Source organism: Xanthomonas arboricola pv. juglandis, assembly GCF_001013475.1.
GTDB lineage: Bacteria > Pseudomonadota > Gammaproteobacteria > Xanthomonadales > Xanthomonadaceae > Xanthomonas > Xanthomonas arboricola.
This window is the reverse complement of sequence record NZ_JZEF01000001.1, coordinates 605,435-629,613: the sequence shown is the minus strand read 5'-3', so window position 1 is coordinate 629,613 and position 24,179 is coordinate 605,435. Positions and strand designations below refer to the sequence as shown.

General features: G+C 67.6%; 21 protein-coding genes and 1 tRNA gene. 10 read left to right on the top strand and 12 right to left on the bottom strand.

The genetic code is table 11. The features are described from left to right. Positions 1–70: 70 nt before the first annotated feature. From XARJCFBP2528_RS02630 to XARJCFBP2528_RS02600, 7 genes are all read right to left on the bottom strand, one after another. The gene (locus tag XARJCFBP2528_RS02630) at positions 71–1,270 is read right to left on the bottom strand and encodes a M24 family metallopeptidase (protein ID WP_039522072.1); all 1,200 of its coding nucleotides are present in this window, start codon (positions 1,268–1,270) and stop codon (positions 71–73) included. Further along, entirely contained in the window at positions 1,267–2,883 is a 1,617-nt protein-coding gene (locus XARJCFBP2528_RS02625) for an aldehyde dehydrogenase family protein (RefSeq protein ID WP_047124281.1), read from the bottom strand. The genes XARJCFBP2528_RS02630 and XARJCFBP2528_RS02625 overlap by 4 nt, the downstream gene beginning before the upstream one ends. 186 nt (positions 2,884–3,069) lie before the next feature. Continuing rightward, positions 3,070–3,978: a dihydrodipicolinate synthase family protein gene (locus tag XARJCFBP2528_RS02620; RefSeq protein WP_047124280.1), complete on the bottom strand. Its 909-nt coding sequence runs from the start codon at positions 3,976–3,978 to the stop codon at positions 3,070–3,072. Continuing rightward, complete coding sequence (locus XARJCFBP2528_RS02615) at positions 3,975–5,288, bottom strand: NAD(P)/FAD-dependent oxidoreductase (RefSeq protein ID WP_047124279.1); 1,314 nt, start codon at positions 5,286–5,288, stop codon at positions 3,975–3,977. The genes XARJCFBP2528_RS02620 and XARJCFBP2528_RS02615 overlap by 4 nt, the downstream gene beginning before the upstream one ends. Beyond that, positions 5,281–5,526, bottom strand: a complete 246-nt coding sequence (locus tag XARJCFBP2528_RS02610) for a 2Fe-2S iron-sulfur cluster-binding protein (protein WP_047124278.1) — start codon at positions 5,524–5,526, stop codon at positions 5,281–5,283. Before XARJCFBP2528_RS02610 ends, XARJCFBP2528_RS02615 begins: the two co-directional genes overlap by 8 nt. Then, on the bottom strand, positions 5,523–6,713 hold the full coding sequence (locus XARJCFBP2528_RS02605; protein WP_016902002.1) for an NAD(P)/FAD-dependent oxidoreductase: 1,191 nt from the start codon (positions 6,711–6,713) through the stop codon (positions 5,523–5,525). Before XARJCFBP2528_RS02605 ends, XARJCFBP2528_RS02610 begins: the two co-directional genes overlap by 4 nt. Further along, entirely contained in the window at positions 6,713–7,651 is a 939-nt protein-coding gene (locus XARJCFBP2528_RS02600) for a proline racemase family protein (protein WP_047124277.1), read from the bottom strand. The genes XARJCFBP2528_RS02605 and XARJCFBP2528_RS02600 overlap by 1 nt, the downstream gene beginning before the upstream one ends. 160 nt (positions 7,652–7,811) lie before the next feature. On the opposite strand from XARJCFBP2528_RS02600, the gene XARJCFBP2528_RS02595 reads away from it, so the two are divergent. The 4 genes from XARJCFBP2528_RS02595 (at position 7,812) to XARJCFBP2528_RS02575 (ending at position 12,090) form a co-directional block, all read left to right on the top strand. Further along, positions 7,812–8,528 (top strand): AraC family transcriptional regulator, encoded by a 717-nt coding sequence (locus tag XARJCFBP2528_RS02595; RefSeq protein ID WP_024937898.1) that lies wholly within the window; start codon positions 7,812–7,814, stop codon positions 8,526–8,528. Between the two features lie 205 nt (positions 8,529–8,733). After that, positions 8,734–10,377 carry a signal recognition particle-docking protein FtsY gene (ftsY, locus tag XARJCFBP2528_RS02590; protein ID WP_047124276.1) on the top strand — a complete coding sequence of 548 codons (1,644 nt, stop codon included), beginning with the start codon at positions 8,734–8,736 and terminating at the stop codon, positions 10,375–10,377. A gap of 338 nt (positions 10,378–10,715) precedes the next feature. Beyond that, the gene (gene mutY, locus XARJCFBP2528_RS02580; protein ID WP_047124274.1) at positions 10,716–11,789 is read left to right on the top strand and encodes an A/G-specific adenine glycosylase; all 1,074 of its coding nucleotides are present in this window, start codon (positions 10,716–10,718) and stop codon (positions 11,787–11,789) included. 22 nt (positions 11,790–11,811) lie between these two features. After that, complete coding sequence (locus XARJCFBP2528_RS02575) at positions 11,812–12,090, top strand: oxidative damage protection protein (RefSeq protein WP_016902008.1); 279 nt, start codon at positions 11,812–11,814, stop codon at positions 12,088–12,090. A gap of 278 nt (positions 12,091–12,368) precedes the next feature. Here the strand turns inward: XARJCFBP2528_RS02575 and XARJCFBP2528_RS02570 are convergent, their stop codons facing one another. Both XARJCFBP2528_RS02570 and XARJCFBP2528_RS02565 read right to left on the bottom strand, forming a co-directional pair. Next, complete coding sequence (locus tag XARJCFBP2528_RS02570; protein ID WP_047124273.1) at positions 12,369–13,994, bottom strand: hybrid sensor histidine kinase/response regulator; 1,626 nt, start codon at positions 13,992–13,994, stop codon at positions 12,369–12,371. A 133-nt stretch (positions 13,995–14,127) separates the two neighbouring features. Next, positions 14,128–14,460, bottom strand: coding sequence for an SMR family transporter (locus XARJCFBP2528_RS02565; RefSeq protein WP_026064197.1), 333 nt, complete (start codon positions 14,458–14,460; stop codon positions 14,128–14,130). A 270-nt stretch (positions 14,461–14,730) separates the two neighbouring features. Between XARJCFBP2528_RS02565 and XARJCFBP2528_RS02560 the strand changes: the two genes are divergently transcribed. Further along, positions 14,731–15,405, top strand: a complete 675-nt coding sequence (locus XARJCFBP2528_RS02560; RefSeq protein WP_016902011.1) for a class I SAM-dependent methyltransferase — start codon at positions 14,731–14,733, stop codon at positions 15,403–15,405. Positions 15,406–15,418: 13 nt separating this feature from the next. Here the strand turns inward: XARJCFBP2528_RS02560 and XARJCFBP2528_RS02555 are convergent, their stop codons facing one another. From XARJCFBP2528_RS02555 to XARJCFBP2528_RS02545, 3 genes are all read right to left on the bottom strand, one after another. Continuing rightward, a complete protein-coding gene (locus XARJCFBP2528_RS02555) occupies positions 15,419–15,991 on the bottom strand; it encodes a hypothetical protein (protein ID WP_016902012.1) in 573 nt (190 codons plus the stop codon). Positions 15,992–16,538: 547 nt separating this feature from the next. After that, a complete protein-coding gene (locus tag XARJCFBP2528_RS02550; RefSeq protein WP_024937906.1) occupies positions 16,539–16,796 on the bottom strand; it encodes a hypothetical protein in 258 nt (85 codons plus the stop codon). A gap of 401 nt (positions 16,797–17,197) precedes the next feature. Then, positions 17,198–17,273, bottom strand: a tRNA-Phe gene (locus XARJCFBP2528_RS02545). 179 nt (positions 17,274–17,452) lie between these two features. Between XARJCFBP2528_RS02545 and XARJCFBP2528_RS02540 the strand changes: the two genes are divergently transcribed. The 5 genes from XARJCFBP2528_RS02540 to dxs all read left to right on the top strand — a co-directional run bounded on the left by XARJCFBP2528_RS02540 (position 17,453) and on the right by dxs (position 24,126). Further along, the gene (locus tag XARJCFBP2528_RS02540) at positions 17,453–17,989 is read left to right on the top strand and encodes a lipocalin family protein (protein ID WP_026064199.1); all 537 of its coding nucleotides are present in this window, start codon (positions 17,453–17,455) and stop codon (positions 17,987–17,989) included. 138 nt (positions 17,990–18,127) lie between these two features. Continuing rightward, positions 18,128–18,604 carry an LEA/WHy family protein gene (locus XARJCFBP2528_RS02535; RefSeq protein ID WP_039512117.1) on the top strand — a complete coding sequence of 159 codons (477 nt, stop codon included), beginning with the start codon at positions 18,128–18,130 and terminating at the stop codon, positions 18,602–18,604. A gap of 37 nt (positions 18,605–18,641) precedes the next feature. Continuing rightward, positions 18,642–20,435 carry an acyl-CoA dehydrogenase C-terminal domain-containing protein gene (locus tag XARJCFBP2528_RS02530; protein ID WP_016905095.1) on the top strand — a complete coding sequence of 598 codons (1,794 nt, stop codon included), beginning with the start codon at positions 18,642–18,644 and terminating at the stop codon, positions 20,433–20,435. Positions 20,436–21,176: 741 nt separating this feature from the next. Continuing rightward, positions 21,177–21,833: an HNH endonuclease gene (locus XARJCFBP2528_RS02525; protein WP_026064924.1), complete on the top strand. Its 657-nt coding sequence runs from the start codon at positions 21,177–21,179 to the stop codon at positions 21,831–21,833. A 376-nt stretch (positions 21,834–22,209) separates the two neighbouring features. Continuing rightward, on the top strand, positions 22,210–24,126 hold the full coding sequence (gene dxs, locus XARJCFBP2528_RS02520) for a 1-deoxy-D-xylulose-5-phosphate synthase (protein ID WP_039529840.1): 1,917 nt from the start codon (positions 22,210–22,212) through the stop codon (positions 24,124–24,126). Positions 24,127–24,179 lie beyond the last annotated feature (53 nt).

Below are 24,179 nucleotides of genomic sequence, written 5' to 3'. Positions count from 1 at the left end.
CGCGACGGCTTTATCGGGACTGCCCGTCGCGCCCGGGTGCGCTCCTACACGTGCGTGAGCCTGTAACGGCTCATGCAAACGGTTGGTCGATCGCCGGCGACGGCGGCGTAAACCACTGCGCGCCGGTATCGGTGACGTAAAAGTGGTCTTCCAGGCGCACCCCGAACGCACCGGGCACCACGATCATCGGCTCGTTGCTGGCGCACATGCCCGGCTGCAGCGGCTGCGCATTGCCGCGCACCAGATACGGCGCTTCGTGGATCGCCAGGCCGCAGCCATGGCCGGTGCGGTGCGGCAATCCCGGCAAGCGGTAGTCCGGCCCCAGTCCTGCGGCCTCCAGCACGCTGCGCGCGGCCTGGTCTACCGCTTCGCAGGCGAGCCCGGGGCGGATCGCCGCAAACGCGGCTGCCTGCGCCGCCTGTTCCAGGTCCCAGATGCGCCGTTGCGCGTCATCGGGCGTGCCGTAGATCCAGGTGCGGGTGATATCGGAGTGGTAGCCCTGCACGGTGCAGCCGGTGTCGATCAGCACCAGCTCGCCTGCGCGCAGGTGCTGCACGCCGGGAATGCCGTGCGGAAAGGCGGTGGCATGGCCGAACTGCACGATGCAGAAGGTCGAACCGTTATCCGCGCCCAGCGCGCGATGCGCCTCGTCGATGAAGCGCACCAGCTGGTCGGTGCCGATGCCCTCCTGCGCGATGCCGGCGGCCAGCCGCTGCACCAGCAAGGTCATGTCGCAGGCCTGCTGCATCAGCGCCAGCTCGGCCGGTGACTTGCACATGCGGCAGCCGTCGATGATGGCCGCGGCATCGCGGATCGCCGTGCCCAGGTGCGCGCGCAGGCCGGTGTGCACGGCAAAGGCGATGCCCGGATCCAGCGCCAGCGCATGCGCGTGGCGGTCGTCCATCACCTGCACCACCAGTGCGTACGGGTCCTCGTGTTCTTCCCACAGATGTTTGGCGACCGCAATCTTCAGCACCGCATCCAGTGAGCCTTCTTCGAACGCGGGGCAGATCAGCACCGGGTCGCCGTCCAGCGTGAGCAGCAGCGCGACCAGGCGCTCGCTCGCGCCCCAGGGCACGCCGGTGAAATAACGCAGCGAGGTGCCCGCGCCGATCAACAGCGCATCCACGCCGTGCGCGCGCATCAGGCGGCGTGCGCGTTCGATGCGCTGTGCGTATTCCTGCGCGGCGATCGGCGCGGCGCGCTGCGTCCACGGCGTCAATTGCGCGCGCGCCTGTTCCAGCGACAACCCGCCGATCTGGCTGCTCATGTGCCGGCTCCGAGGTCTGCGGTGCTCCATTGCCCATCGACCAGGCGCGCCACGCCCCCCGGATTGCGCTGGCGCAAGTCGGCCGGCAGCAAGGCGTCCGGCACCGCGTCGTAGCTGTGCAAGGCCGCGAAGCGGCGGATCGAACCGGGCATGCCCACCGCGGTGAAGCCCGGATGCCCGGTGCTGGGGAACGGCCCGCCATGATTCTGCGCCGCGCTCACCGCCACGCCGGTCGGCATCTTGCTGTTGATCAAGCGCCCCACCCGCGCCCGCAGCACCGGGGCGATGGCCTGCCAGGCCGCATCGTCGCTGCCATCGGTTGCGCGGTACAAGGTGCCGGTGAGGTTGCCTTCGAATGCAGCGGCGATCTGCGTCATCTGCGCCACGTCGCGTGCGCGCACCAGCAGGCTCACCGGGCCGAAGGCCTCGGTCTGCAGCGCATGCGGACTGGTGAGGAACGCCTGCGCATCCACGCTCAACAAGGTCGGCGCGTAGCGATAGCCGTCTTCGCCGGTATGCCCGCCGGCAAGCAGCGCGGCGCCGGCAGCGCGCAGGGCTGCCACACCGTGTTGCACGCCTTCCACGCCTGCGCTGGAAAACAGCACCATCGGCATGGCGGCTTCGAAGTGCGCCGTGGTCGCGGCCACGAACGCATCGCCGGCCTCGCCCTGCGGCACCACCACCACCCCGGGATTGGTGCAGAACTGGCCGCTGCCCAGCGTGCACGAGGAGAAGAATTCCTGCGCCAGCGCCGCGCCGCGTTCGGCCAGTGCGCCCGGCAGCAGGAACACCGGGTTGACGCTGGACAGCTCGGCATAGAACGGCACGCCAGCCGCATCGGCGGCGGCCTTCAGCGCCAGCCCGCCCGCACGGCTGCCGGTGAAGCCGATCGCCCCCAGCCGCGCATCGCCGGCCAGCCGCAGGCCAGTGGCGTTGTCAAAGTGATACAGCAACTGCACCGCCGCAGCCGGCAGGCCCGCAGCAAGCAAGGCTGTGTGCGCAAGCTGCGCCATGCGCTGGCTGGTGGCCGGATGCAGCGGATGCGCCTTGGCGATCACCGGGTTGCGCGCGGCAATGGCCGAGGCGAAATCGCTGCCGGCAATCGCATTAAAGGCGAACGGGAAATTGTTCGGGCCAAACACCACCACCGGCTTGCCGAGCGGCGCCAGATGGGAACGCAGATCGGCAGCGGTATCGATGATGGGTTGGGTCCAGCTATAGCTGCGCACCGCCTGGGCGGCCTGACGCAACTGCCCGCTGGTGCGTGGCAGCTCGTTGCCACGCAAGCGTGTGGGCGCCGGCAGTGCGGTTTCTGCGTGGGCCAGCGCCACCAGGGTGTCGGCATCGGCGTCCAGTGCGTCGGCGTAGGCGTCCAGAAACGCCGCAATCTTCTCGACCGGTGCTGCCGCAAGTTCCGCTGCAACCGCTTGCGCTGCCGCAACCGCGGTTTCGACATCCTCCGCACCGCTGACCGGAAACTGCGGCCCGATCGCCTCACCCGTGCTCGGGTCGGCGGCACGGAAGCTGGCGCCCGCCGCGCGGCTGGGTTGCCACCGGCCGGCCAGCAATACCTCGGCCTGCTGTGTGGGAGGGGATTGGAGCGTCTCGTTCATTGCGGCACCTTCGGTTGCATGAGGACAGACCCTGCGCACTGTGCGGCAGCGGCCGACCAAAAAACGACGAGGATGCCGCGCTGATGCCACATCCTCATCGACCCACCTCGCGCTACGCCGGCCACCGCGTCCGCGCGTGCATCCGTGCGCAGCGCTCATCCGGTGGCGTGCAGCGCGAGCTCATCGTCAGGACAGTTTGGGCGCAGTGGCGATGGCGTGGTCGATGACCTCGAGCGCGGCCTCGCGCTCGGCACCGTCGACCACCAGGCGCGGCGCGCGCACGCGCTCGCTGCCCACGCCGACCTTTTCCTGCACCAGTTTGATCAACTGCACGAACTTGGGCACGGTATCCAGGCGCAGCAGCGGCAGGAACCAGTCGTAGAGTTCCTTGGCCGCCGGGTAGCCACCGTCGCGCGCGAGTTCGAACAGGCGCACCGATTCCTTCGGGTAGGCGTTGACCAGGCCGGCGATCCAGCCCTTGGCACCCATGCTCAGGCCTTCGACGATGGCATCGTCCATGCCCACCAGCAGCGCCAGACGATCGCCCAGCAGCTCCTGCAGCGCGGCGAAGCGGCGCACGTCGCCCGAGGATTCCTTCACTGCCTGCAGGTTGGGGAATTCGGCGGCCAGCTCGGCGATCTGCGCCGGGCCGAAATCGGTCTTGTAGGCCACCGGGTTGTTGTACAGGATCACCGGCAGGTCGGTGGCGGCGATCACCGCGCGCACATGCGCGCCCATCTCGCGCCAGTCGGTGGAGTAGACGTAGGGCGGCAACACCATCAGCCCGCCGCAACCGAGGTCCTTGGCCGCCTTGGCCAGCGCCACCGCCTCACCGGTCGCCAGGCTGGCGATGCCCGGCACCACCGGCACGCGGCCGTTCAATGCGCCAACCAGCGTCTTGAGCACGGCCAGCTTGTCGTCCACGCTCAAGGTGGCCGCTTCGCCCAGCGAGCCCAGCGGCACGATCGCGGTGCAGCCGGCATCCACCAGTTGATTGGCGTGCTTGGCGAGGAAGTCGTGATCGATCTCGCCGGAGGCGGTGAACGGGGTGGTGATGGCCGGCAGCACGCCATGCCAGAACGCAGCAATACTCATGGATGATTCCCTTGCGAGTCGGAAGTGAACGGGTCGGCCAGCGCCGCGAGGCGGACCGGGAACAACGGCGGCCGGCGGCCGGCGTCGGTGGAAAGCGCGGGCGGGCAGCGCCCAAGCTCGGCGAGCGCGGTGCCGCAGATGCGGCCCTGGCAGGCGCCCATGCCGCAGCGCGAAGCGAGCTTGGCATCGCGTGCATCGTTGAAGTTGTCCAGCGCGCCCAGCGGCACGTCTTCGCAGCGGCACACCAGCGTGTCGGGCTGCGCCAGCGCGCGAATGCGTGGATCAAGAGCGAACTGCTGTTGCAGCACCTCGGCGAACGCACGCGCGGCACGCCGCCGCCGCTGCAGGCGCAGCGCAGCGTCCGGCACGTCGGCAGCCATATGCCCGGCCATCGCGCCTTCGATCAGCGCGCAATCGCGCCCGCCGATGCCGCAGGCCTCGCCCGCTGCAAAGACCTGCCGCACGCTGGTGCGCAGCAGCGCATCCACATGCACCTGTTGATGCGCGCCGTACGCGTCCAGCCGGCAACCGAGCAGCTGTGCGAGCTCGGTGTTCGGCACCAGGCCATAGCCCACCGCCAACTGGTCGCAGGCAACACGCGTGCGGCCGGTGGGCCCTTCGATCTCGATTTCGCGCAGTTGCGTGTCGCCATGTGCGGCAACGACAAAGCTGCCGGCGCGATACGCCACCGCGCGCAATTGCAGGCGCAGCGCCACCGCCTGCGCCGCCTTGCCCGGCCAGCGCCACAGCTGCAATGCGAACTGCCGCAACGCAGCTGCAGAGGTCTGTTCGTGGATGCCAAGCACCTGCGCACCATGCCGTTGCAAGGTGGCCGCACTGGCCAGCAGCAGCGGGCCGCTGCCGGCGACCACCACACGCTTGCCGGCCAGCGGCCAGCCCTGTTTGGCCAGCGCCTGCGCCGCGCCGGCGCCGGTGACGCCGGGCAAGGTCCAGCCCGGAAACGGCAGCAGCAATTCGCGCGCGCCGGTGGCCAGCACCAGGGCGGCGTAATGCAGTTGCAGGGAACCGTGCGGGCCATCGGCCAGCAGCCAGCCCGGCTGCGCCAGCAGGATCTGCGTTTGCGTCAGCAGCGTGATCGACGCCGCGTCCTGCACCTGCCGCAACAGCGCGCGCGCATCGGCCGGCGCGCCGTGCCGCACATCGTTGCACCACACCTGCCCGCCGGCACGCGGCTGCAGGTCGACCACGCCCACCCGTACGCCATGACTGGCCGCTGCCTGCGCCGCCGCCAGGCCGGCCGGGCCGGCGCCGATCACCAGCACATCGAAATGCTGCACGCGCTCAGACATCGGTGCGTACCTGCATGCCGTCGCGCGCATCCACCAGGCAGGCGCGCTGCTGACCGATGCCGTCGATGCGCACCCGGCATTCGAAACACACGCCCATGCCGCACAACGGCGCGCGCGGCTGGCCGCTGCACGACTGCCGGAACTGCAGCGTCGCCAGCGCCACCGCAGCGGCCACGCTGGCGCCGGCCGGCACCTCGACCGCTTGCGCATCCACGTGCAGGCGTACCGTCGCGCTCATGCGGCTGCACCATGCACGGCGCGCGCCGGAGCGTACGGGCTGGGGTCGATGGCCGGGGTGCGCCCGAGCAGGCTGTCCACGATCACCCGGGCGCTCCCCAGCGCCGTGGTGACGCCCAGCCCCTCATGACCGGCGGCCACCCACACATCGCGCCGGCCGGGCACTGCCCCGAGATACGGGCGTCCGTCCGGCGTGGCCGGGCGCAGCCCGGTCCATACCCGGATCGCCTGCAACTCGCGCAGCACCGGCAGATAGGCGAATGCGCGCTGCAACATCTGCTGCAATACCGGCAGCGACAGCGCGCGATCGTGCTCGCCGAACTGGCGCGAGGAGCCGATCAATATCTGCCCGGTCGGCCGCGGCTGCACATTGAAGGCCACGCTGGTGGCGTCGGCGCCATGCGCCGAATCGGCATAGCCCAGTTCCAGTAGCTGATGCCGGATCAAGCCAGGATGCCGGTCGGTGATGACCAGATGGCCCTTGCGCGGGCGCAGCGCCAGCTCCGGCAACAACTGCGGCAAGGCCACGCCGCTGGCCACCAGCACCGGGCCGGCCAACAGCTGGCCATCGTCCAGACGCACCCCATGCGCCTGCAACTGCTCCACCTTGCGGCCGGCAAACAGCTGCGCGCCCGCCTTGCAGGCCAGGCTCACCAGATGCCGCGCCACACGCGGCGGATACACCACGGCCTCATCGGGCACGCGCATGCCGCCGGCCAGGCCCGCCACCAGTTGCGGCTCCAGTGCATACAACTGGCCGGCGTCGACAGCGTCGGCATGCAGGCCGGCCGCCGCCAGCCGCGCGATCTTGGCCGGCACCGCCGCCAGTTCGCGCGCATCGCGGGCCACCCACAGCGTGCCGCAGCGGCTGAACTCGGCCTCGCTCAGTTGTGCGAAGCGCTCCCACAGCCGCAACGAATACGCCGACAACGCCAGCTCGGCCGGGTCGTCGTCCATCGCCACCAGGTGCCCCATCGCCGCCGCGGTGGAACCGCCACCGATCGGCCCTGGCTCGACGATCGCCACGCGCAGTCCTTCGCATGCGGCCGCCTCGGCGCAGGCCGCGCCGACGATGCCCGCGCCCACCACGATCAGGTCGTAGCTGCGTCGCGTGGACGCTGCCGACGGCGCCGCATCGGCGGCCGGCGCGCTGCCAACTCCCTCCGATGCGGGCCGCACTTCGTCCATCAGGCCACGATGCCCCAGGCGAACGGGTCGGCCGGATCGATCAGCAGCTGCGCGCGTGCGGTGATGTAGGCATGCCCGCTGATGCGTGGCGCAATGCCGCGCCCGCTGAGGCGATAGCTGCCTTCGAAGGCGCTGCCCAGAATGCCCTGCTGTACCCAGCGCTCGCCTTCGGCCAGCTTGCCGTCGGCGGCCAGGCAGGCCAGCTTGGCGCTGGTGCCGGTGCCGCACGGCGAACGGTCGTAGGCCAGCCCCGGGCACAGCACGAAGTTGCGCGACACGCCGCTGCCGTCGGGTGCGCTGCCGTTGATTTCGATATGGTCGATCTCGCCACCGGCCTCGCCGGTGATGCCGGCCGCTTCCAGCGCCAGCCGGATCGCTTCGGTATAGGCGGTCAGCTCGCGCTGATGTGCCAGGTCCAGCGCACACGGCGCCTGCCCGGTGATGAAGAACCAGTTGCCGCCCCAGGCCACATCGCCACGCACCGGCCCGTAACCGGGCACGTCTACGTCGACGTCGGTCGCAACGCGATAGCTGTCGACATTGTCGACCGACACCCTGCCGTCTTCGGCCAGTTCCACGCCGACCGTGCCGACCGGCGTCTCGATGCGGTGCTGGCCCGGCGCAATGCGCCCCAGCTCGGCCAGCGTGCGCACCACGCCGATGGTGCCGTGCCCGCACATGCCCAGGTAGCCGACGTTGTTGAAAAAGATCACCCCAGTACAGGCGCTGGGGTCGCGGGCCGGCAGCAGCAAGGCGCCGACCATGGTGTCCGAGCCGCGCGGTTCGCAGGCGATCGCGCTGCGCCACTGGTCGAAATCGCGGCCAAATCGCTCGCGGCATTGCGCCAGATCGCCATCGCCCAGATCGGGGAAGCCGGAGAGGACCACGCGGGTAGGTTCGCCGGCCGTATGGGAGTCGATGACGTCGATGGTGTGCATGGCCCATGCTCCCACTGCCGGCTGGCGGACGACTAGCGTCCAATGCGAGTTGCAAATGCGGAAATCCGCACAATCGACAACCCGGTTCACAGCCCCGCGTTTGCGCTAGGATCAATACAGGGCCGCGCCTTTCGTGCAGCCGTCAATCGTGACCGCCACCATGACGCCGATGGACCTCAACCTTCCCGCGCTGGAAATGCAGACGCTGTTCGATGCGCTGCCGGACGTGGTGTTCTTCATCAAGGACAGCGAGGGCCGCTACACCCATTGCAACCTGACGCTGGTGCGCCGGCTCGGACGCAAATTGCGCAGCGAAATCATCGGCCGCTCGCCACTGGAAGTGTTCCCGCTGCCGCTGGGCGGCAGCTACATGATGCAGGACCGCCGCGTGCTGTGTGGCGAGCTCATCGACAACCAGCTGGAGGTGCATCTGTATCCCAACCGCCTGCCCGGCTGGTGCCTGACCTTCAAACGCCCGCTGTGCGAGGCCAATGAAGTGATTGGCGTGGTCGGCATTTCGCGCGATCTGGGCCAGCCCGACAGCCGCCACTCGGCGTACGAGCGCCTGAGCCAGGTGATGGATCACATGCAGGCCAACTTCGGCGACAACCTGCGCGTGCAGAGCCTGGCCGACCTGGCCGGCCTGTCGGTGGCGCAGCTAGAACGGCACTTCCGCCGCGTGTTCCAGGTGACCCCGCAGCAACTGCTGACCAAGCTGCGGATCGAATCGGCGATGCGGCTGCTGTACGGCGACGACAGCATCGCCAGCATCGGGCAACGCTGCGGCTTTGCCGACCAGAGCGCATTCGCGCGTCAGTTCAAGGCAACCGTCGGCATGACCCCGCGTGATTACCGTGCGCTCAAGGGTCAGTTGTAGGCGCGCAAACACACGCTGACACACCGCTGGCACAAATGCCGAATTCGGCAGCATTGGCGATACCGCAGCGATGCGGTTTGCGCCGGTTGTTGCACCGCTGTCTCGGCGCGCAGGAGGTGGCCCCGCCAGGGCCGCGCTGAAGGTCGCGTCAAGGCGACTCTGGGCCCGGATGGTAGAATTCCGGGTTTCCCCTACCGCGTTGCCAATGGCCAGCTTTTTCCGCCGTAACAAGCCCACCACGCCCGACAGCGCGCGTACCTCGCGCTATAGCCTGGAAGAATTGGCAGCCGCATTCCCCACCGCGCCGTCTGCCGCCACCCCGGCATCGCCGGTCGAGGCAATGCCGACTGCCGAACCCGGCACATCGGCCACACCAGCGCCTGCCGCACCGGCGCGCAGCGATGCGGTAACGCCGACGCCCGCCGCAACGCCGCCTGCCGCGGCACCGGCCGACCAGTTCGCCCAGGACATTGCCACGCGCACTGGCCAGGCGCAGAGCATTGCCGCAGTCCCCAATGCACCCACGCCGCCGGCCACGCCGGCACCTGCGGCCCTGCAGGCGCTGCCCGATCCGCTTCCGTCTGCCGCGCCGCACGCACCCACGGTAGTGGTGCCGCCATCGGTGGTCGTGCCGCCGCACAGCGCACCCGCGCAGCCGGCAGGCACGCCGGCACCGACGCCTGCGCAAGGCGCCGCGCCCGCAGTCGTACCGTCGACCGCAACGCCTGCTGCCACGCCTACCGTCGTGACACCCGCTGTCGTGACACCTGCCGCCGCAACAGCTGCGCCCGCAGTGCAACCGGCCGTCGCCCCGTTGCCCACCGCCGCGCCCGGCGTCGTCGCCCCGGCCGTGATCAGCGCCCCAGTGCCGGCCAGTTCCGACAACGACAGCATCAACGGCCAGCGCGATGCGCTACCGGCCGCCCCGGCCGGCAAGCCGGGCTGGCGCGACCGTCTGCGCAACAGCAGCTTCGCGCGCAGCTTCGGCGGTCTGTTCTCGCGCAACCCCAAGCTCGACGACGACCTGCTCGACGAGATCGAAACCGCGCTGATCACCGCCGACGTCGGCATCGGCGCGACCACCGCCCTGGTCGAAGGGCTGCGCAAGCGCATGAAGTCGCGCGAGTTCGCCGATGCGCAGGCGATGTTCAAGGCCTTGCGCGCCGATCTGATCGCGCTGCTGCAGCCGGTTTCCAAACCGCTGGTCATCGACCGCTCGGCCAAGCCCTTCGTGGTGCTCACCGTCGGCGTCAACGGCGTCGGCAAGACCACCACCATCGGCAAGCTTGCCAAGCGCTTCAAGGACGACGGCAACAGCCTGATGCTGGCCGCCGGCGACACCTTCCGCGCCGCGGCGGTGGCGCAGCTGCAGGCCTGGGGCGATCGCAACGGCGTGGCCGTGATCGCGCAGGGGCAGAATGCCGATGCCGCCTCGGTGGCATTCGACGCGCTGCAGGCCGCCAAGGCGCGTGGCACCGAGGTGTTGATCGCCGACACCGCCGGCCGCCTGCACACCCAGACCGGGCTGATGAACGAGCTGGGCAAGATCCGCCGCGTGCTCGGCAAGATCGATGCTGCCGCACCGCACGAGGTGCTGATGGTCATCGACGGCACCACCGGCCAGAACGCCATCTCGCAGCTGCGCCAGTTCCATGCCGCGGTCGGCGTCACCGGCCTGGTCGTGACCAAGCTCGATGGCACCGCCAAGGGCGGCGTGGTGTTCGCACTGGCGCGCGAGTTCAATATCCCGATCCGCTTCGCCGGCATCGGCGAACGCCCGGAAGACCTGCGCGTGTTCGACCCGGTCGCCTTCGTCGATGCCCTGCTGCCGGAAGCCCTGGGCAGCTGAGTGGCAGAGGCCTGCCCGCATCTGCAAGCGCTGTGCGCGCAGGCGCTGCAGGCAGGCTGCACGGTGCGGGACGCGTCCGGCCACTGGTCGCGCGCCAGGCGTGTCCTGGAGTTCGCCCAGCCATTGCCGGCGGCGTTGCGCAAGCAGGCGCGGCGCAACGCGGAGCTGGTTCATTACCATGCACCGGCCGCACCGCACTGGCCTGGCGATGAAGGCTTCTTCTGCGACCAATGCCGGGTTGGACTTGCGTTTCCGCTGCACTGATCGGCCTATCGCCATACGCGCACAGCCGGGCGTCATCCGCCCGCCGTCATCGCCCTCCTTCGCCAGCAGACCCCATGCCAGCCGATCACGCCACTGCCACCGCTGACGCCTTCGTCGACCGCCTGCTGCACTGGTTCGACGGCCACGGCCGCCACGACCTGCCCTGGCAACATCCGCGCGCGCCCTACCGGGTGTGGTTGTCGGAAATCATGCTGCAGCAGACCCAGGTTGCGGTGGTCATTCCGTATTTCCACAAGTTCGTCGCCAGCTTCCCGACCCTGGCCGACCTGGCCGCGGCCGACAACGACACCGTGATGGCGCATTGGGCCGGGCTGGGCTACTACGCACGCGCACGCAACCTGCATGCCGCTGCCCGGCAATGCGTCGCCCGGCACGATGGCGAGCTGCCACGCGATTTCGATGCGTTGCTGGCGTTGCCCGGCATCGGCCGCAGCACCGCCGGCGCGATCCTCAGCCAGGCCTGGAACGACCGCTTCGCGATCATGGACGGCAACGTCAAACGTGTGCTGACGCGCTTCCATGGCATTGCCGGCTATCCCGGCCTGCCGGCGATCGAAAAGCAGCTGTGGCAACTGGCGACGACGCATGTGGCACAGGTGCCGGCCGGCCGCCTGGCCGACTACACCCAGGCACAGATGGATTTCGGCGCCACGCTATGCACACGCGCCAAACCGGCCTGCGTGCTGTGCCCGCTGCAGGACGATTGCGTGGCGCGCCGGGATGGCCTGGTGGACGCACTGCCCACGCCCAAGCCCGGCAAGGCGTTGCCCGAGCGCGAAGCCACCGCCTTGCTGCTGGAAAACGCAGACAGGCAGATCCTGCTGCAGCGCCGCCCACCGACCGGCATCTGGGCCTCGCTGTGGACGCTGCCGCAGGCCGAGACCGACAGCGGCATGCGCGCATGGTTCGACAAACATATCGATGGCAACTACGACCGCGCCGACGAACTGCCGCTGATCGTGCACACCTTCAGTCACTACCGCCTGCATCTGCAGCCCATGCGCCTCGGCAAGGTCGCACTGCGCCCGGCGGTACGCGACAATGACGACCTGCGCTGGGTCGCCCGCGCCGATCTCGCATCGCTGGGCCTGCCGGCGCCGATCCGCAAACTGCTCGACGCCCTCTAGGCGCGCACTCAAAGGAATCCGCATGTCCCGCACCGTGTTCTGCCAGTACCAGCAATGCGACACCGAAGGCCTGGATTTTGTGCCGTATCCCGGCGAGCTCGGCCAGCGCGTGTTCGCGCAGATCGGCAAGAGCGCATGGCAGGCCTGGCTGGCGCATCAGACCATGCTGATCAACGAAAACCGGTTGTCGCCGCGCGACCCCAAGCACCGCGCGTTTCTCGAAGCCGAGTTGCAGAAGTTCCTGTTCGAACGCAATGCCGACAAGCCGGATGGCTATGTCGCGCCGATGAGCGAAGAGTAAGCACGTCGGGATTCGGCGCGGCCAACAGACCACTGCGCTCACTGCCGGGCGGGCGCGGCCGGTAACCGGGATCGGCGTGCAACACGCATGCCCTCCAGATCCTGCGCAACATCTTCTTCGGGCCCGGGCACTGCTGGCCGCAGCTTTAGCCGTTCTCAGACAGAACAGAACGAAACGGGCGTAGCGCAGGATAAGCCTGCAGCGCAGCAGCCGCCACACGATCGCGGCGACCATCTGCAGGCGACATCCGGGCATCGCACTGCCCGGATGTATACGCCTCAACCGACGCCGGTCGGCCCGTCCAGCAGCATGCGGATCCGCTTGAGCAGCTCCTTCTGCGTATACGGTTTGTTGACCACGTCGAACTCCGCGCCGCCCACGTCGGTGCGCTGGATGCTGGCATCGGCATAACCGGTGGTCAGCAGGACCTTGATCCTGGGCAGCATGCGCCGCGCCTCGCGGGCCAGCACCACGCCATTCATGCCGCCGGGCATGATCAGGTCGGTGAACAGCGCATCCACTTCCGGATGCTGCTCGAGTAACTCGATCGCCTCGCGCCCGCTGGCTGCAGAGAGAATGCGGTAACCGGCGTTTTCCAGGAACATCCTGGCCACCACCGCCACGTCCTGCTTGTCTTCCACCACCAGGATGGTTTCGCTGCCGCCCTTGTCGATGGCACGGCTCTTGACGGCCTGCAGGTCGTTCTCGAACTCGTTGGATGCGGGGAAATACAACCGCACCGTGGTGCCTTCGCCCACTTCGCTGTAGATGCGCACGGTGCCGCCGGACTGCTTGACGAAGCCGTACACCATCGACAGACCCAGGCCTGTGCCCTGCCCCTCATCCTTGGTGGTAAAGAACGGCTCCATGACGCGGCTGGCCACCTCCGGCGGCATGCCCAAGCCCGTGTCGCTGACGGCAATGCTCACATAGCGACCCGGCGCCAACTGGTGGTGCATGGCCAGATCGTGGCTGGTGATTTCCACGTTCTGGGTCTGCACGGTCACTTCCTTGCGCTCGGACTGCGCCATCGCATCGCGCGCATTGATCAGCACGTTCAACAGCGCCACTTCGGCCTGGGTGGTGTCGATCTGGCAGTTCCACAGCCCCTCTTCCAGCGACTGCCGCAGGCCGATGCCGCCCCCCAGCGTGCGCTCGGCCATGTTGTTCATGCCCGACACCAGGCCATTGAGATTGACTACCCGCCCCCGCAATTTCTGCTTGCGCGAAAACGCCAGCAATTGCTGGGTCAGGGTGGCCGCCTTGGCCGCGGCCGTTGCGGCATGTTCGGCGCTGAAGGCGATGCGTTCGGCGTTCCTGGCGGCATCGCCGGAGACCATCATCTGGATCACTTCCAGATGCCCGGACATCACCTGCAGCAGATTGTTGAAATCGTGCGCGATGCCGCCGGTCAACTGCCCCAGCGCTTCCATCTTCTGCGCCTGGCGCAAGGCGTCCTCGGCATCGCGGCGACGACTCACGTCCAGCTGCGAACCGAAGAAGTAGACCAGGTTGCCTTGCTCGTCGAACACCGGCGAGACGAACAGCGCGTTCCAGAACGAGGAACCATCCTTGCGGTAATTCAGCACCTCGGTGGCGAATTCGCGGCGTTGCTCGATGGACTCGCGCACGTCCTGCACGCTGGCCGGATCGGTTTCCGGGCCCTGCAGGAAACGGCAGTTGTTGCCGATGATCTCCTCGGACGAATACCCGGTCATTTCCAGGAACGCCCGGTTGGCGAACACGATCGGATTGTCGGGCAGGTGCGGGTCGGTGACCGTCATCGGCATCCGCGTGGTTTCCACCGCGGCAAAAAAGATATCCGAGCGATGCTTCTCCACAGGCAGGCTGCGAGATTCGCTGATATGAGGCGCCCGCAGCTCTCCGTGACGGGTATCGTTCAAGTGATGTTCTCCGCGGGGCCATTCCCGTGGCGATAGTCTAGTTGGGGCCGGTGAGTTGATCCCTCACATCCATGAGCCTTTCCCGTACGGCCGCGCCCGCCGATGCAACCCGGCACGCGGGAGGCAGCACGCGCTAATGCGGCGCCACCTTGGAAAACACGTTGATGACCACCGCACCGGCCACGATCAGCCCCATGCCCAGCAGCGCCGGCGCATCCAGCCGTTGTCCGTGCATGGCCCAGGCCACCAGCGAAATCAACACGATGCCTGCGCCCGACCACATGGCGTAGGCGATGCCGACCGGGATCACGCGCAGCGTCAGTGCCAGGAAATAGAACGAAATGCCGTAGCCCAGCACGGTGAGCAGCGATGGCCACATGCGCGTGAAGCCTTCGCTCGATTTGAGCGCCGCCGTGGCGGTGACCTCTGCGCAGATCGCGATTGCCAGGAATATCCAGTTCTTCATCGCCGCACCTTGCCCGTGGAATGCGGCGACCATAGCCGCAGGCACCGGCTTGCATGCAAGCGCGCCGCCGTGCGCCATTGCCTGCGCCGTCGCTTGCTGAAAGCAGGCTAATGAAGGCACGGCGGGCCGGCACTGGCAGGCAGGTGCATCGGTCGTTTTGCCGTAGCATGCGCGGGCAGCAAGCAGCTCTTGCGCTTCATTCGGCCGTTCTGGCGCCGTTGCGCGCGTCTTTCCAGCCAGCGCAGGCTCTGGCAATCATGCGATGCCACCATGCCGGGCTACCAGACCCAGATTCACGAGTTGACCTTCGGGCAACTGACCTACGTCATCCGCGCACTTGCCGATAAACAGCAATACGCCGATCCGGACGAGAGTGCGGCCGATGCCGGCATCTCCTCGGCGCAGTGGAGCCTGTTCGGGCAGGTCTGGCCTGCCGGCCAGCTACTGGCCGAAGCCATGGCCACGCGCCCGATCGAAGGCCGGCGCATTCTCGAACTCGGCTGCGGCCTGGGGCTGGCCAGCCTGGTGTTGCGCCGGCGCGGCGCCGACGTGGTCGCCAGCGATCACCACCCGCTGGCAGAGGTGTTCCTGGCGTACAACGCCGCACTCAACTCGCTGGACTCGGTGCCGTATCGCCGGCTCGACTGGGACGCCGGCGCGCTGAACATGGGCCAGTTCGACATGATCATCGCCAGCGACGTGCTGTACGAAACCCGCCACGCCACCATGCTGGCGAGCCTCATTCCCGCGCTGGCCAGGCCCTCGTGCGAGATCGTCATCAGCGACCCGGGCCGCGGCAACGCCAACGCGCTCTCGCGCATGCTGGCGGACATCGGATTTTCGTTGGTCGCTGGCGACCGCCAAGCCGCAGCCCAGGTGGCCAAGGCGCCGCGCCTGTTCGTCTACCGGCGCAACATGGACAACTGGTGGCCGGCAGGCGGCTGATCGCCCTGCCGCGTCACTCGGGTGCAGGCGTATAGGCAGACAGTGCAATCGGCTTGCGCGGATCGGCCTTGATCTCCTTGTGCTCGCTCATGCGCATTGCATCGGCATCGGGCGCGTTGTCGGTATTCATCTCCCAGCTTTCCAGCACGCGCTTGTGGAACAAGAACTCGCCGCGCGCACGGTCGTAGCGGAAGGTGATGTAGTCGGTCCAGTGCTGGCCGCAGGCCACGCCATTTTGCACGGTGAAGTAGGCGCCCTTCGCCACCAGGCCTTGTTCGCCGTCCAGAAACGGATCGCACTGCCCGCCTTCGTCGGCCTTGAAGATCACCCGCGTATTGCGCCCGGCAATCACAAAGCCGCCGTCGGCAGTCGCCACCAACACCAGCAGGGTCCGCGCCGGCGCCGGGTCGCTGTTTGTCTTGCGCGCATCTTCTGCCTTGGCGCGCAGGGCCACCACATAATCCGGCCGCCCATCGGCGGTCAGATCCGCCTCGGCAAGGCCGATGACCGTCTGCCCGACAGGCAGCAGCCTGGACGCAGCGGCCGGCAGTGTCGTCGCTGCGGTGCACGGCGCGACTGCGGCCATTGTCAGTGCCAGGGCCAAGCGCCAGTATCGCGTCGTCATCGCCGTTCCTTCATCTGCATGGGACGCCAGCATACGCGGCTATCCAGGTCGGTCGGCTGGTGAGGCACTGCGCGAGATCATGTCTGCGTAGGCGATGCTGCGCGTTGCATCAGTTGGGCATGTATCGCGTGGCCACCGGTTCGAAAATACGAGCGTGTCTGCCAGTGCAATGGCACACGGATAAGAACGGCAGTTCATCATCAGCGGCATCACCGGCGGCACGTTGTAAGCGCGCCCGCGCTGCCAGGCCTACAGGGCACTGGTCGCCAGCAGCGCCGGTGTCATGGCACACAGAATAAGAAGCGCAGCTCACCACCAGCGGCACGTTGTAAGCGCGCCCGCGCAACCAGGCCTACGGGGCGCTGATCGCCAGCAGCGCCGGTGTCCCCGCGCGGCGATCGCTGCTTCTTTCGTTTCCAGCGATCCACCAGTGCACGACGCGGTGGCGCGTTTTAACAGTACAGACACGGTCCAACAAAGCCTGACGCCACCGTGCCGACGCCAGGCCTCAGGGCCGGTATTCCTTCGGATCCAGGAACTCGGCGAGACAGGAGCCCACACGCAGCGCCTGCTCGCGCGCATCGCCGCGGTATTCGCCCTGCCCCGCGCCTTCGATCGTGGCGATCGGTGAGGGGTGGTCGCGGTGATACACGAACGCCGTCGACGACCACTGCGTCTGTCCAGGGGCCTGACTTTCCATCGTTTCCACGCGGAACTCACCGCAGTAGCCATGGATCAACGTGCGTCGAAGTGTCTTGTGCGTCATGTGTGGAAGTATCGCCACGCGCAGTTGAAGACCACGTGGAAAAACCACCGCGATCCGGCAGCGCGCGATCCGACTCCAACCCATTGGGTCACCGGACGCAATCTGCCAAGCCCATTCAAGGGCGGGCCGTACCCGCATCCGCCCGCCGGGCACCTTCTCCCGATGGGAGGAGAATTAGGCGCTGCACATCAGCTGGGGTTTGCGCAGCACACGCACCGCCCAGGGGGTGGCGCCACAGCACGGAGCAACACAGCAGTTCGCCCAGCCGCAGGCGACAGGTCTGCCGGCAAACGCAAGCAATCCATCCGCAGCAATCGCTGCAACGTGGCGTCAACAAAACAGGGAAGAGAGTTTGCACATCCGGCGATTGCCGGGAAGCATTGCGAACGAAGGCTTGGAAATGGTGGCCGAGGACGGAATCGAACCGCCGACACGGGGATTTTCAATCCCCTGCTCTACCAACTGAGCTACTCGGCCACTATCGCAACATGCTGCCTGCGTTGCGAGGACGCGCATCATAGCGAGCAGGCGCAGTTTGAGCAAGCGTTGCGATGAACTTTGTTGCGGGCCGGCGCGGCGACCGCGCTTTCCTGCATCGGTTCACGCCGCGCGGCGGGCGGCATGGCCTAGCCTGCGCAGGTCCCGAGGAGATTGTCATGCGCCTGCCCCGCCTGCTGTTGTCGTTCGCCATGCTGCTGCCGTTGATGGCCGCGGCCCAACAGCCGGTACGCGCAGTGCCGCAACTGGACATCTCCCGCTACGCCGGGCAGTGGCACGAGATCGCGCATCTTCCGGTGTCGTTCCAGAAGAAGTGCCGCAGCGACATCACCGCCAGCTACACCTTGCGCGACGATGGCTTGATCGGCGTGCGCAACGGCTGCCGCAGCGCCGATGGCGAGTTGACCCAGGCCGAGGGAGTGGCACGGCCGGTCGAGGGCCGGCCCGGGCAGCTGCAGGTGCGCTTTGCGCCGGAGTGGCTGAGCTGGTTGCCGCTGGTGTGGGCCGACTATTGGGTGATCGCACTCGACCCGGACTACCAATGGGCGGTGGTCGGCGAACCGGATCGCAAATATCTGTGGATCTTGTCGCGCTCGCCACAGATGCAGCGCGCGCAGTTCGAACAACTCAAGCGTCAGGTCACGCAGATGGGCTACGACCTGTCGCCGCTGATCGTGGCTGCGCCCTTGCGTTGACGCCAGCGGCCTGAACGCAGGCCGCGCCGAGTGACGTGCCGCCAACGCCTGCACCCGGACACGCCGCGAGGCAGCAAGGCAGCAACCGTACTGCGTAGTATTCTTGGCGCCGCCTCATCCCGCCAAGGACCTCAGTACATGCGTCGTGCCTACCGTCTCCTGATCGTGTCGCTGGCCTGCGGCCTGCTGCTGAGCGCCTGCGGCGGTGCGGTGCGCCGCGTATCCGAGCCGGCCGCCAGCATCCAGCAACTGACCGTGCGTGCCGACGGCTCCTGGTCGGTCGATCTGCGGCTGCAGAACTACAGCAGCATCCCGATGCAGTTCGAGCGCGTGGTGCTGGAGATTTCCGCCGGCGATCAGCTGGCCGGCAAGCTCGACCAGAGCGTCGGCATCTCGATCGGCCCGGAAACCGCCGACGTGGTGACTGTCAGCGTGCAGCCGACCTCGCTGGGCCGCCTCACCGTGGCCGATGTGCTGGCCGGTGGCCGCTCGCTGCCTTACTCGCTCAAGGGCACGGTGTGGGCGACGCCGCAGGACAAGAAGCAGCGCGATTTCAGCGTCGAGTCGCGCAACACGCTCAGCCCGGCCCCCGGCCTCAACGGCGTGCTGCGCTGACGCGCACGCCTTCCCGCACTCGTTTGAAGGATCCCGCATGAGCAGCTACACCGCCCCGCTGACCGATTTCCGCTTCGCCCTGCACGACGTGCTCGGCGCGCAGGCCCTGTTCGCCCGGCTCGGCTATGCCGACGCCAGCACCGACATCATCGACGCCGTGCTCGAAGAGGCCGGCCGCTTCACCGCGCAGGTGCTGGCGCCGCTCAACAGCGTGGGCGATGAGATCGGCTGTGCCTTCGACAAGAGCACCCACGCGGTGACCACCCCGCCCGGCTTCCGTGCGGCCTACGACCAGTTCGTGGCAGGCGGCTGGAACAGCCTGACCGCCGAGCCGGAGTTCGGCGGCCAGGGCATGCCGCACACGCTGGGCGTGCCGCTGAGCGAAATGATCAACTCGGCCAACCTGGCGTGGGGCAATTTCCCGCTGCTCTCGCACGGCGCGATGGAAGCGCTGCGCCAGCACGGCGAAACCTGGCAGCAGGATGTCTTCCTCAAGCCGCTGATCGACGGCCGCTGGACCGGCACCATGTGCCTGACCGAGCCGCATTGCGGCACCGACCTGGGCCTGCTCAAGACCCGCGCCGAGCCCAACGCTGACGGCAGCTATGCCATCACCGGCACCAAGATCTTCATCACCGCCGGCGAGCACGACCTCACCGACAACATCGTGCATCTGGTGCTGGCCAAGTTGCCGGACGCACCGGCCGGCGCCAAGGGCATCTCGCTGTTCGTCACCCCCAAGTTCAAGGTGGACCGCGACGGCAACGTGGGCGAACGCAACGCGCTGCACTGCGGCTCGATCGAGCACAAGATGGGCATCAAGGGCTCGGTGACCTGTGTGATGAACTTCGAAGGCGCGCAAGGCTATCTGGTCGGCCAGCCGCACAAGGGCCTGCAGGCCATGTTTACGATGATGAATACCGCGCGCCTGAGTGTGGGTCTGCAGGGCATCGGCCTGTCCGAACGCGCGTATCAGAACGCGCTGCGCTACACCCGCGAGCGCCTGCAGTCGCGCGCGCTCAGCGGTGCCAAATTCCCCGACAAGCCGGCCGACCCGATCATCGTGCACCCGGACGTGCGCCGCATGCTGCTGACCATCAAGTCGCTGACCGAAGGCAGCCGCCTGCTGGCGCTGCACGCGGCCAGCCTGGTCGATGTGGCCCACCGCGGCACCACCGAGCAGGAACGCGCCGACGCCGAGACCCTGGTGAGCTTCCTCACCCCGATCTCCAAGGCCTGCCAGACCGAATGGTCGATCGAGAACACCTACCACGCGCTGCAGTGCTTCGGCGGCCACGGCTATATCCGCGAATACGGCATGGAGCAGTTGGCCCGCGACGCACGCATCACCACCATCTACGAAGGCACCACCGGCATCCAGGCGCTGGATCTGATCGGCCGCAAGACCGCTGCCAGCCAGGCGGCGGGACTGAAGCTGTTCCTGGCCGATGTGGAAACCTTCGCCAATGCGCAGGAAGGCAATGCCGCGCTGGCCGAGTTCATCAAGCCGCTGCGCGACAAGTGCAGCGAGTGGGCGATGCTGACCCGCGACGTGCTCGATCGCGCCGCCCGCAACCCGGACGAACTCGGTGCCGCCAGCTACGACTACCTGTTCTATTCCGGCTATGTGGTGCTGGCGTACTGGTGGGCGCGTAGTGTGGCCGCTGCCGATGCTTCCGCGCACAGCGAGGAGTTCAAGCGCGCCAAGCGCGAAACCGCCCGCTTCTACTTCGCACGCGTGTTGCCGCGCACGCTGACCCATGCCGCCACCATCCGCAGTGGCGCAGCGCCGTTGATGACGCTGGAAGCGGAGTTGTTCGGCGAAGCCTGAGCAAGCGCCATCATCGCGGCGGGCTGCCGCTGTCGTAGGAGCGGACCTGGCCGCGACGAGGCAGTACCGATCGGCCAGACGTCGCGCCCGGGTGAGCACCTACGCCAACATCGCAGAATTCCGCCGCTGTCGTAGGAGCGGACCTGGCCGCGACGAGGCTTTACCGATCGGCGAGACGTCGCGCCCGGGTGCGCTCCTACGCCAACATCGCAGGGTTCCGCCGCTGTCGTAGGAGCGGACCTGGCCGCGATGAGCCATTACCGATCGGCGAGATGTCGCGCCCGGGTGCGCTCCTACGGCAACATCGCAGAATTCCGCCGCTGTCGTAGGAGCGGACCTGGCCGCGACGGCGCATTACCGATCAGCGAAACCTCGCGCCCGGGTGCGCTCCTACGGCAACCTCACAGGATTCCACCGCTGTCGTAGGAGCGGACCTGGCCGCGACGGGCATTACCGATCAGCGAAAGCTCGCGCCCGGGCGCGCTCCTACGGCAACCTCACAGGATTCACCGCTATCGTAGGAGCGGACCTGGCCGCGACGGGCATCACTGATCGACGAACCTCGCGCCCAGGTGCGCTCCTACGGCTAAACCAGGCCTTCAACGCCCAAGGATTGGTCACGCAGCACGGCGGCATCGCGGCCGGGCGGGCACGTGCTGATCCCTTGATTGCAAGACGCGCGCCACGGCCCGTCGCTGCGATACACAAACTGTCAACGATCGGGTATAAGCTGTTTTCCCGATGGAGACAGACACGCACGCAGGTGATGTGATCTTCCCCGGAGGCTCTTCTGCTCCGGTCGCGGGCAGCGCTGTCGCTGCGATTCAGCAGCTTCCCACCTTGCGCCTGCTGTCGCTCGATGCGCATGGTCGCGTGCTGGACTGGATCAACTGGCAGGACGCCGCCTGTCTATACGCACGCGATGCGGTGTCCTGGACGCTGGGCGAGCCCTGCATGCAGATCCATGGCGGCATCTCGCGCCTGACCGGCGCGCGCAGCGTGCTGGAATTGCATCCCATCATCGCCGCGCGCGGGCACGCGCGTTCGCGTGCGCTGGACCCGACGCCGACGCTCAGCAACACCGCCCTGTTCGCGCGCGACTCGCAGCTGTGCATGTATTGCGGCCAGCACTTCAGTCGCCCGCAGCTGACCCGCGATCACGTCATGCCGGTCTCCAAGGGCGGCCGCGACAGCTGGGAGAACGTGGTCACCGCCTGCTTCCAGTGCAACTCGCGCAAGGCCAACCGGACGCCACAGCAGGCGCATATGCCGTTGCTGGCCGTGCCGTACCGGCCGAGCTGGATCGAACATCTGATCCTGTCCAACCGCAACATCCTCTCCGACCAGATGGCGTTCCTGCGCGCGCAGTTGCCCAAGCGCTCGAAACTGTCGTTGTAGTCCGCCATGCCGGCTCGGCGCGATGCTCCGGCTTGAGCGCCAAGTACCAGCGTTGGCAACAGCCGACAGAGAGAAGGTGTCGTCGACGGTGTCGAACGCGTCGTTTCACAACGACGCATAGCCTTGCATGGCCTCGCACCCGTTCTCCTCATGCGCCGGCTCCACCCGAGAGTCATACGACAGCCGGGCAACATCCCCGACCCGTGCCCCAGGCCGCTGACCCAGGTGCGGCAGATTGCCGCAGCCCTCGGAACCCGGCACGCACGCCTGCACTGCCGACAGGCTCGGCCCTCACTTCCCGCTGACAGCTGAACCGGCTTGCTTGCCGGGCCTTCGCATGGGGAGGACAATACGGCTTCAGAACATTGACACGATGATGATCGACTCCACCCGCTATCCGCGCCTGTCCCGCATCCAGACCCCCGACGACCTGCGCACTTTCGACGAGGCCGATCTGACCGCGATCGCCGAAGAGCTGCGCGCTTACCTCATCGAATCGGTGGGCAAGAGCGGCGGGCATTTTGCGGCCGGCCTGGGCGTGATCGAACTCACCGTCGCCCTGCACTATCTATATCAGACCCCGGTCGATCAGCTGGTATGGGATGTGGGTCACCAGACCTACCCGCACAAGATCCTCACCGGCCGCCGCGACCAGATCCACACGGTCAAGCAGAAGGACGGCGTGGCGCCGTTCCCCAAGCGCGAAGAGAGCGTCTACGACACCTTCGGCGTCGGGCATTCCTCGACTTCGATCTCGGCCGCGCTGGGCATGGCGATCGCCGCGCAACGCAGTGGCGACGAGCGCAAGGTGGTGGCGGTGATCGGCGACGGCGCGATGACCGCCGGCATGGTCTACGAGGCGCTCAACCACGCCGGCGGCATGGACCCGGAGCCCAACCTGCTGGTGATCCTCAACGACAACCGCATGTCGATCTCCGAAGCGGTGGGCGGGCTGACCAAGATGCTGGGGCGTGCCAGCGGCAGCCGCACCCTCAACGCGATCCGCGAGGGCGGCAAGAAGATCCTCGGCGACAAGAAGAACAACCCCACCGCGCGCTTCGTACGGCGCTGGGAAGAACACTGGAAGGGCATGTTCGTGCCGTCCACGCTGTTCGAGGAAATGGGCTTTCACTACACCGGCCCGATCGACGGCCACGACCTGCCCGGCCTGGTCGGCGCACTGAAGACCCTGAAGACGCTCAAGGGCCCGCAGCTGCTGCACGTGATCACCACCAAGGGCAAGGGTTACGAACTGGCCGAAGGCGACCAGATCGGTTACCACGCCGTGGGCCCATTCGATCCGAGCAAGGGCCTGGTCGCCAAGGCCGGCGTCAAGAAGCCGACCTATACCGATGTCTTCAGCGACTGGGTCTGCGACATGGCCGCGGCCGAGCCCAAGCTGCTGGTGATCACCCCGGCGATGCGCGAGGGCTCGGGCCTGGTGCGTTTCAGCAAGGAATATCCGCAGCGCTATTTCGACGTGGCGATCGCCGAGCAACACGCGGTGACGCTGGCCGCCGGCATGGCGACCCAGGGCGCCAAACCGGTGGTGGCGATCTACTCCACCTTCCTGCAGCGCGGCTACGACCAGCTGGTGCACGACGTGGCGGTGCAGAAGCTCGACGTGCTGTTCGCGATCGACCGCGGCGGCGTGGTCGGCCCGGATGGCGCCACCCATGCCGGCAACCTGGACCTGAGCTTTCTGCGCTGCGTCCCGCACATGGTGGTGATGGCGCCGGCCGACGAGGCCGAATGCCGTCAGATGCTCACCACCGGCGTGCGTTACGAAGGCCCGGCGGCAGTGCGTTACCCGCGCGGCACCGGCCCGGGCAGCGCACTCGATGCATCGCTCACCAGCCTGCCGATCGGCAAGGCGCAGCTGCGTCACAGCGGCACACGCATCGCCCTGCTGGGTTTCGGCGCAAGCGTGGATGCCGCAGAAGCGGTTGGCCGCGAGCTCGGCCTGACCGTGGTCAACATGCGCTTTGTCAAACCGCTCGATAAAGCCATGCTGCTGGAACTGGCCAAGAGCCACGAAGGCTTCGTCACCATCGAAGACAATGTCGTCGCCGGCGGCGCCGGCTCCGGCGTGGCCGAGCTGCTCAACGCCGAAGCGGTCACCATGCCGATGCTGCACCTGGGCCTGCCGGACAGCTTCCAGCATCACGCCAGCCGCGAAGACCTGCTGGCCGAGGCCGGCATCGACCAGGCCGGCATCCGCGCCGCCGTGCTCAAGCGCTGGCCGCAGCTGATGGCAGGCAAGCCGCCCGCGTTGAATGCCGCTGCAGGCTGAGGCCTGCGCGGGTCACCCACGGTGGCAGTTGCGGCAGGCGGTTGCAGAATCGC

Coding starts and splice junctions, on each gene's coding strand:
- XARJCFBP2528_RS02610 (WP_047124278.1), bottom strand. CDS start 5,526: ATGAGCGCGACGGTACGCCTGCACGTGGATGCGCAAGCGGTCGAGGTG.
- XARJCFBP2528_RS02595 (WP_024937898.1), top strand. CDS start 7,812: ATGACGCCGATGGACCTCAACCTTCCCGCGCTGGAAATGCAGACGCTG.
- XARJCFBP2528_RS02555 (WP_016902012.1), bottom strand. CDS start 15,991: ATGGCCGCAGTCGCGCCGTGCACCGCAGCGACGACACTGCCGGCCGCT.
- XARJCFBP2528_RS02630 (WP_039522072.1), bottom strand. CDS start 1,270: ATGAGCAGCCAGATCGGCGGGTTGTCGCTGGAACAGGCGCGCGCGCAA.
- XARJCFBP2528_RS02535 (WP_039512117.1), top strand. CDS start 18,128: ATGCGTCGTGCCTACCGTCTCCTGATCGTGTCGCTGGCCTGCGGCCTG.
- XARJCFBP2528_RS02620 (WP_047124280.1), bottom strand. CDS start 3,978: ATGAGTATTGCTGCGTTCTGGCATGGCGTGCTGCCGGCCATCACCACC.
- XARJCFBP2528_RS02550 (WP_024937906.1), bottom strand. CDS start 16,796: ATGACGCACAAGACACTTCGACGCACGTTGATCCATGGCTACTGCGGT.
- XARJCFBP2528_RS02540 (WP_026064199.1), top strand. CDS start 17,453: ATGCGCCTGCCCCGCCTGCTGTTGTCGTTCGCCATGCTGCTGCCGTTG.
- XARJCFBP2528_RS02600 (WP_047124277.1), bottom strand. CDS start 7,651: ATGCACACCATCGACGTCATCGACTCCCATACGGCCGGCGAACCTACC.
- XARJCFBP2528_RS02615 (WP_047124279.1), bottom strand. CDS start 5,288: ATGTCTGAGCGCGTGCAGCATTTCGATGTGCTGGTGATCGGCGCCGGC.
- ftsY (WP_047124276.1), top strand. CDS start 8,734: ATGGCCAGCTTTTTCCGCCGTAACAAGCCCACCACGCCCGACAGCGCG.
- XARJCFBP2528_RS02530 (WP_016905095.1), top strand. CDS start 18,642: ATGAGCAGCTACACCGCCCCGCTGACCGATTTCCGCTTCGCCCTGCAC.
- dxs (WP_039529840.1), top strand. CDS start 22,210: ATGATCGACTCCACCCGCTATCCGCGCCTGTCCCGCATCCAGACCCCC.
- XARJCFBP2528_RS02560 (WP_016902011.1), top strand. CDS start 14,731: ATGCCGGGCTACCAGACCCAGATTCACGAGTTGACCTTCGGGCAACTG.
- XARJCFBP2528_RS02605 (WP_016902002.1), bottom strand. CDS start 6,713: ATGGACGAAGTGCGGCCCGCATCGGAGGGAGTTGGCAGCGCGCCGGCC.
- XARJCFBP2528_RS02625 (WP_047124281.1), bottom strand. CDS start 2,883: ATGAACGAGACGCTCCAATCCCCTCCCACACAGCAGGCCGAGGTATTG.
- XARJCFBP2528_RS02525 (WP_026064924.1), top strand. CDS start 21,177: ATGGAGACAGACACGCACGCAGGTGATGTGATCTTCCCCGGAGGCTCT.
- XARJCFBP2528_RS02575 (WP_016902008.1), top strand. CDS start 11,812: ATGTCCCGCACCGTGTTCTGCCAGTACCAGCAATGCGACACCGAAGGC.
- mutY (WP_047124274.1), top strand. CDS start 10,716: ATGCCAGCCGATCACGCCACTGCCACCGCTGACGCCTTCGTCGACCGC.
- XARJCFBP2528_RS02565 (WP_026064197.1), bottom strand. CDS start 14,460: ATGAAGAACTGGATATTCCTGGCAATCGCGATCTGCGCAGAGGTCACC.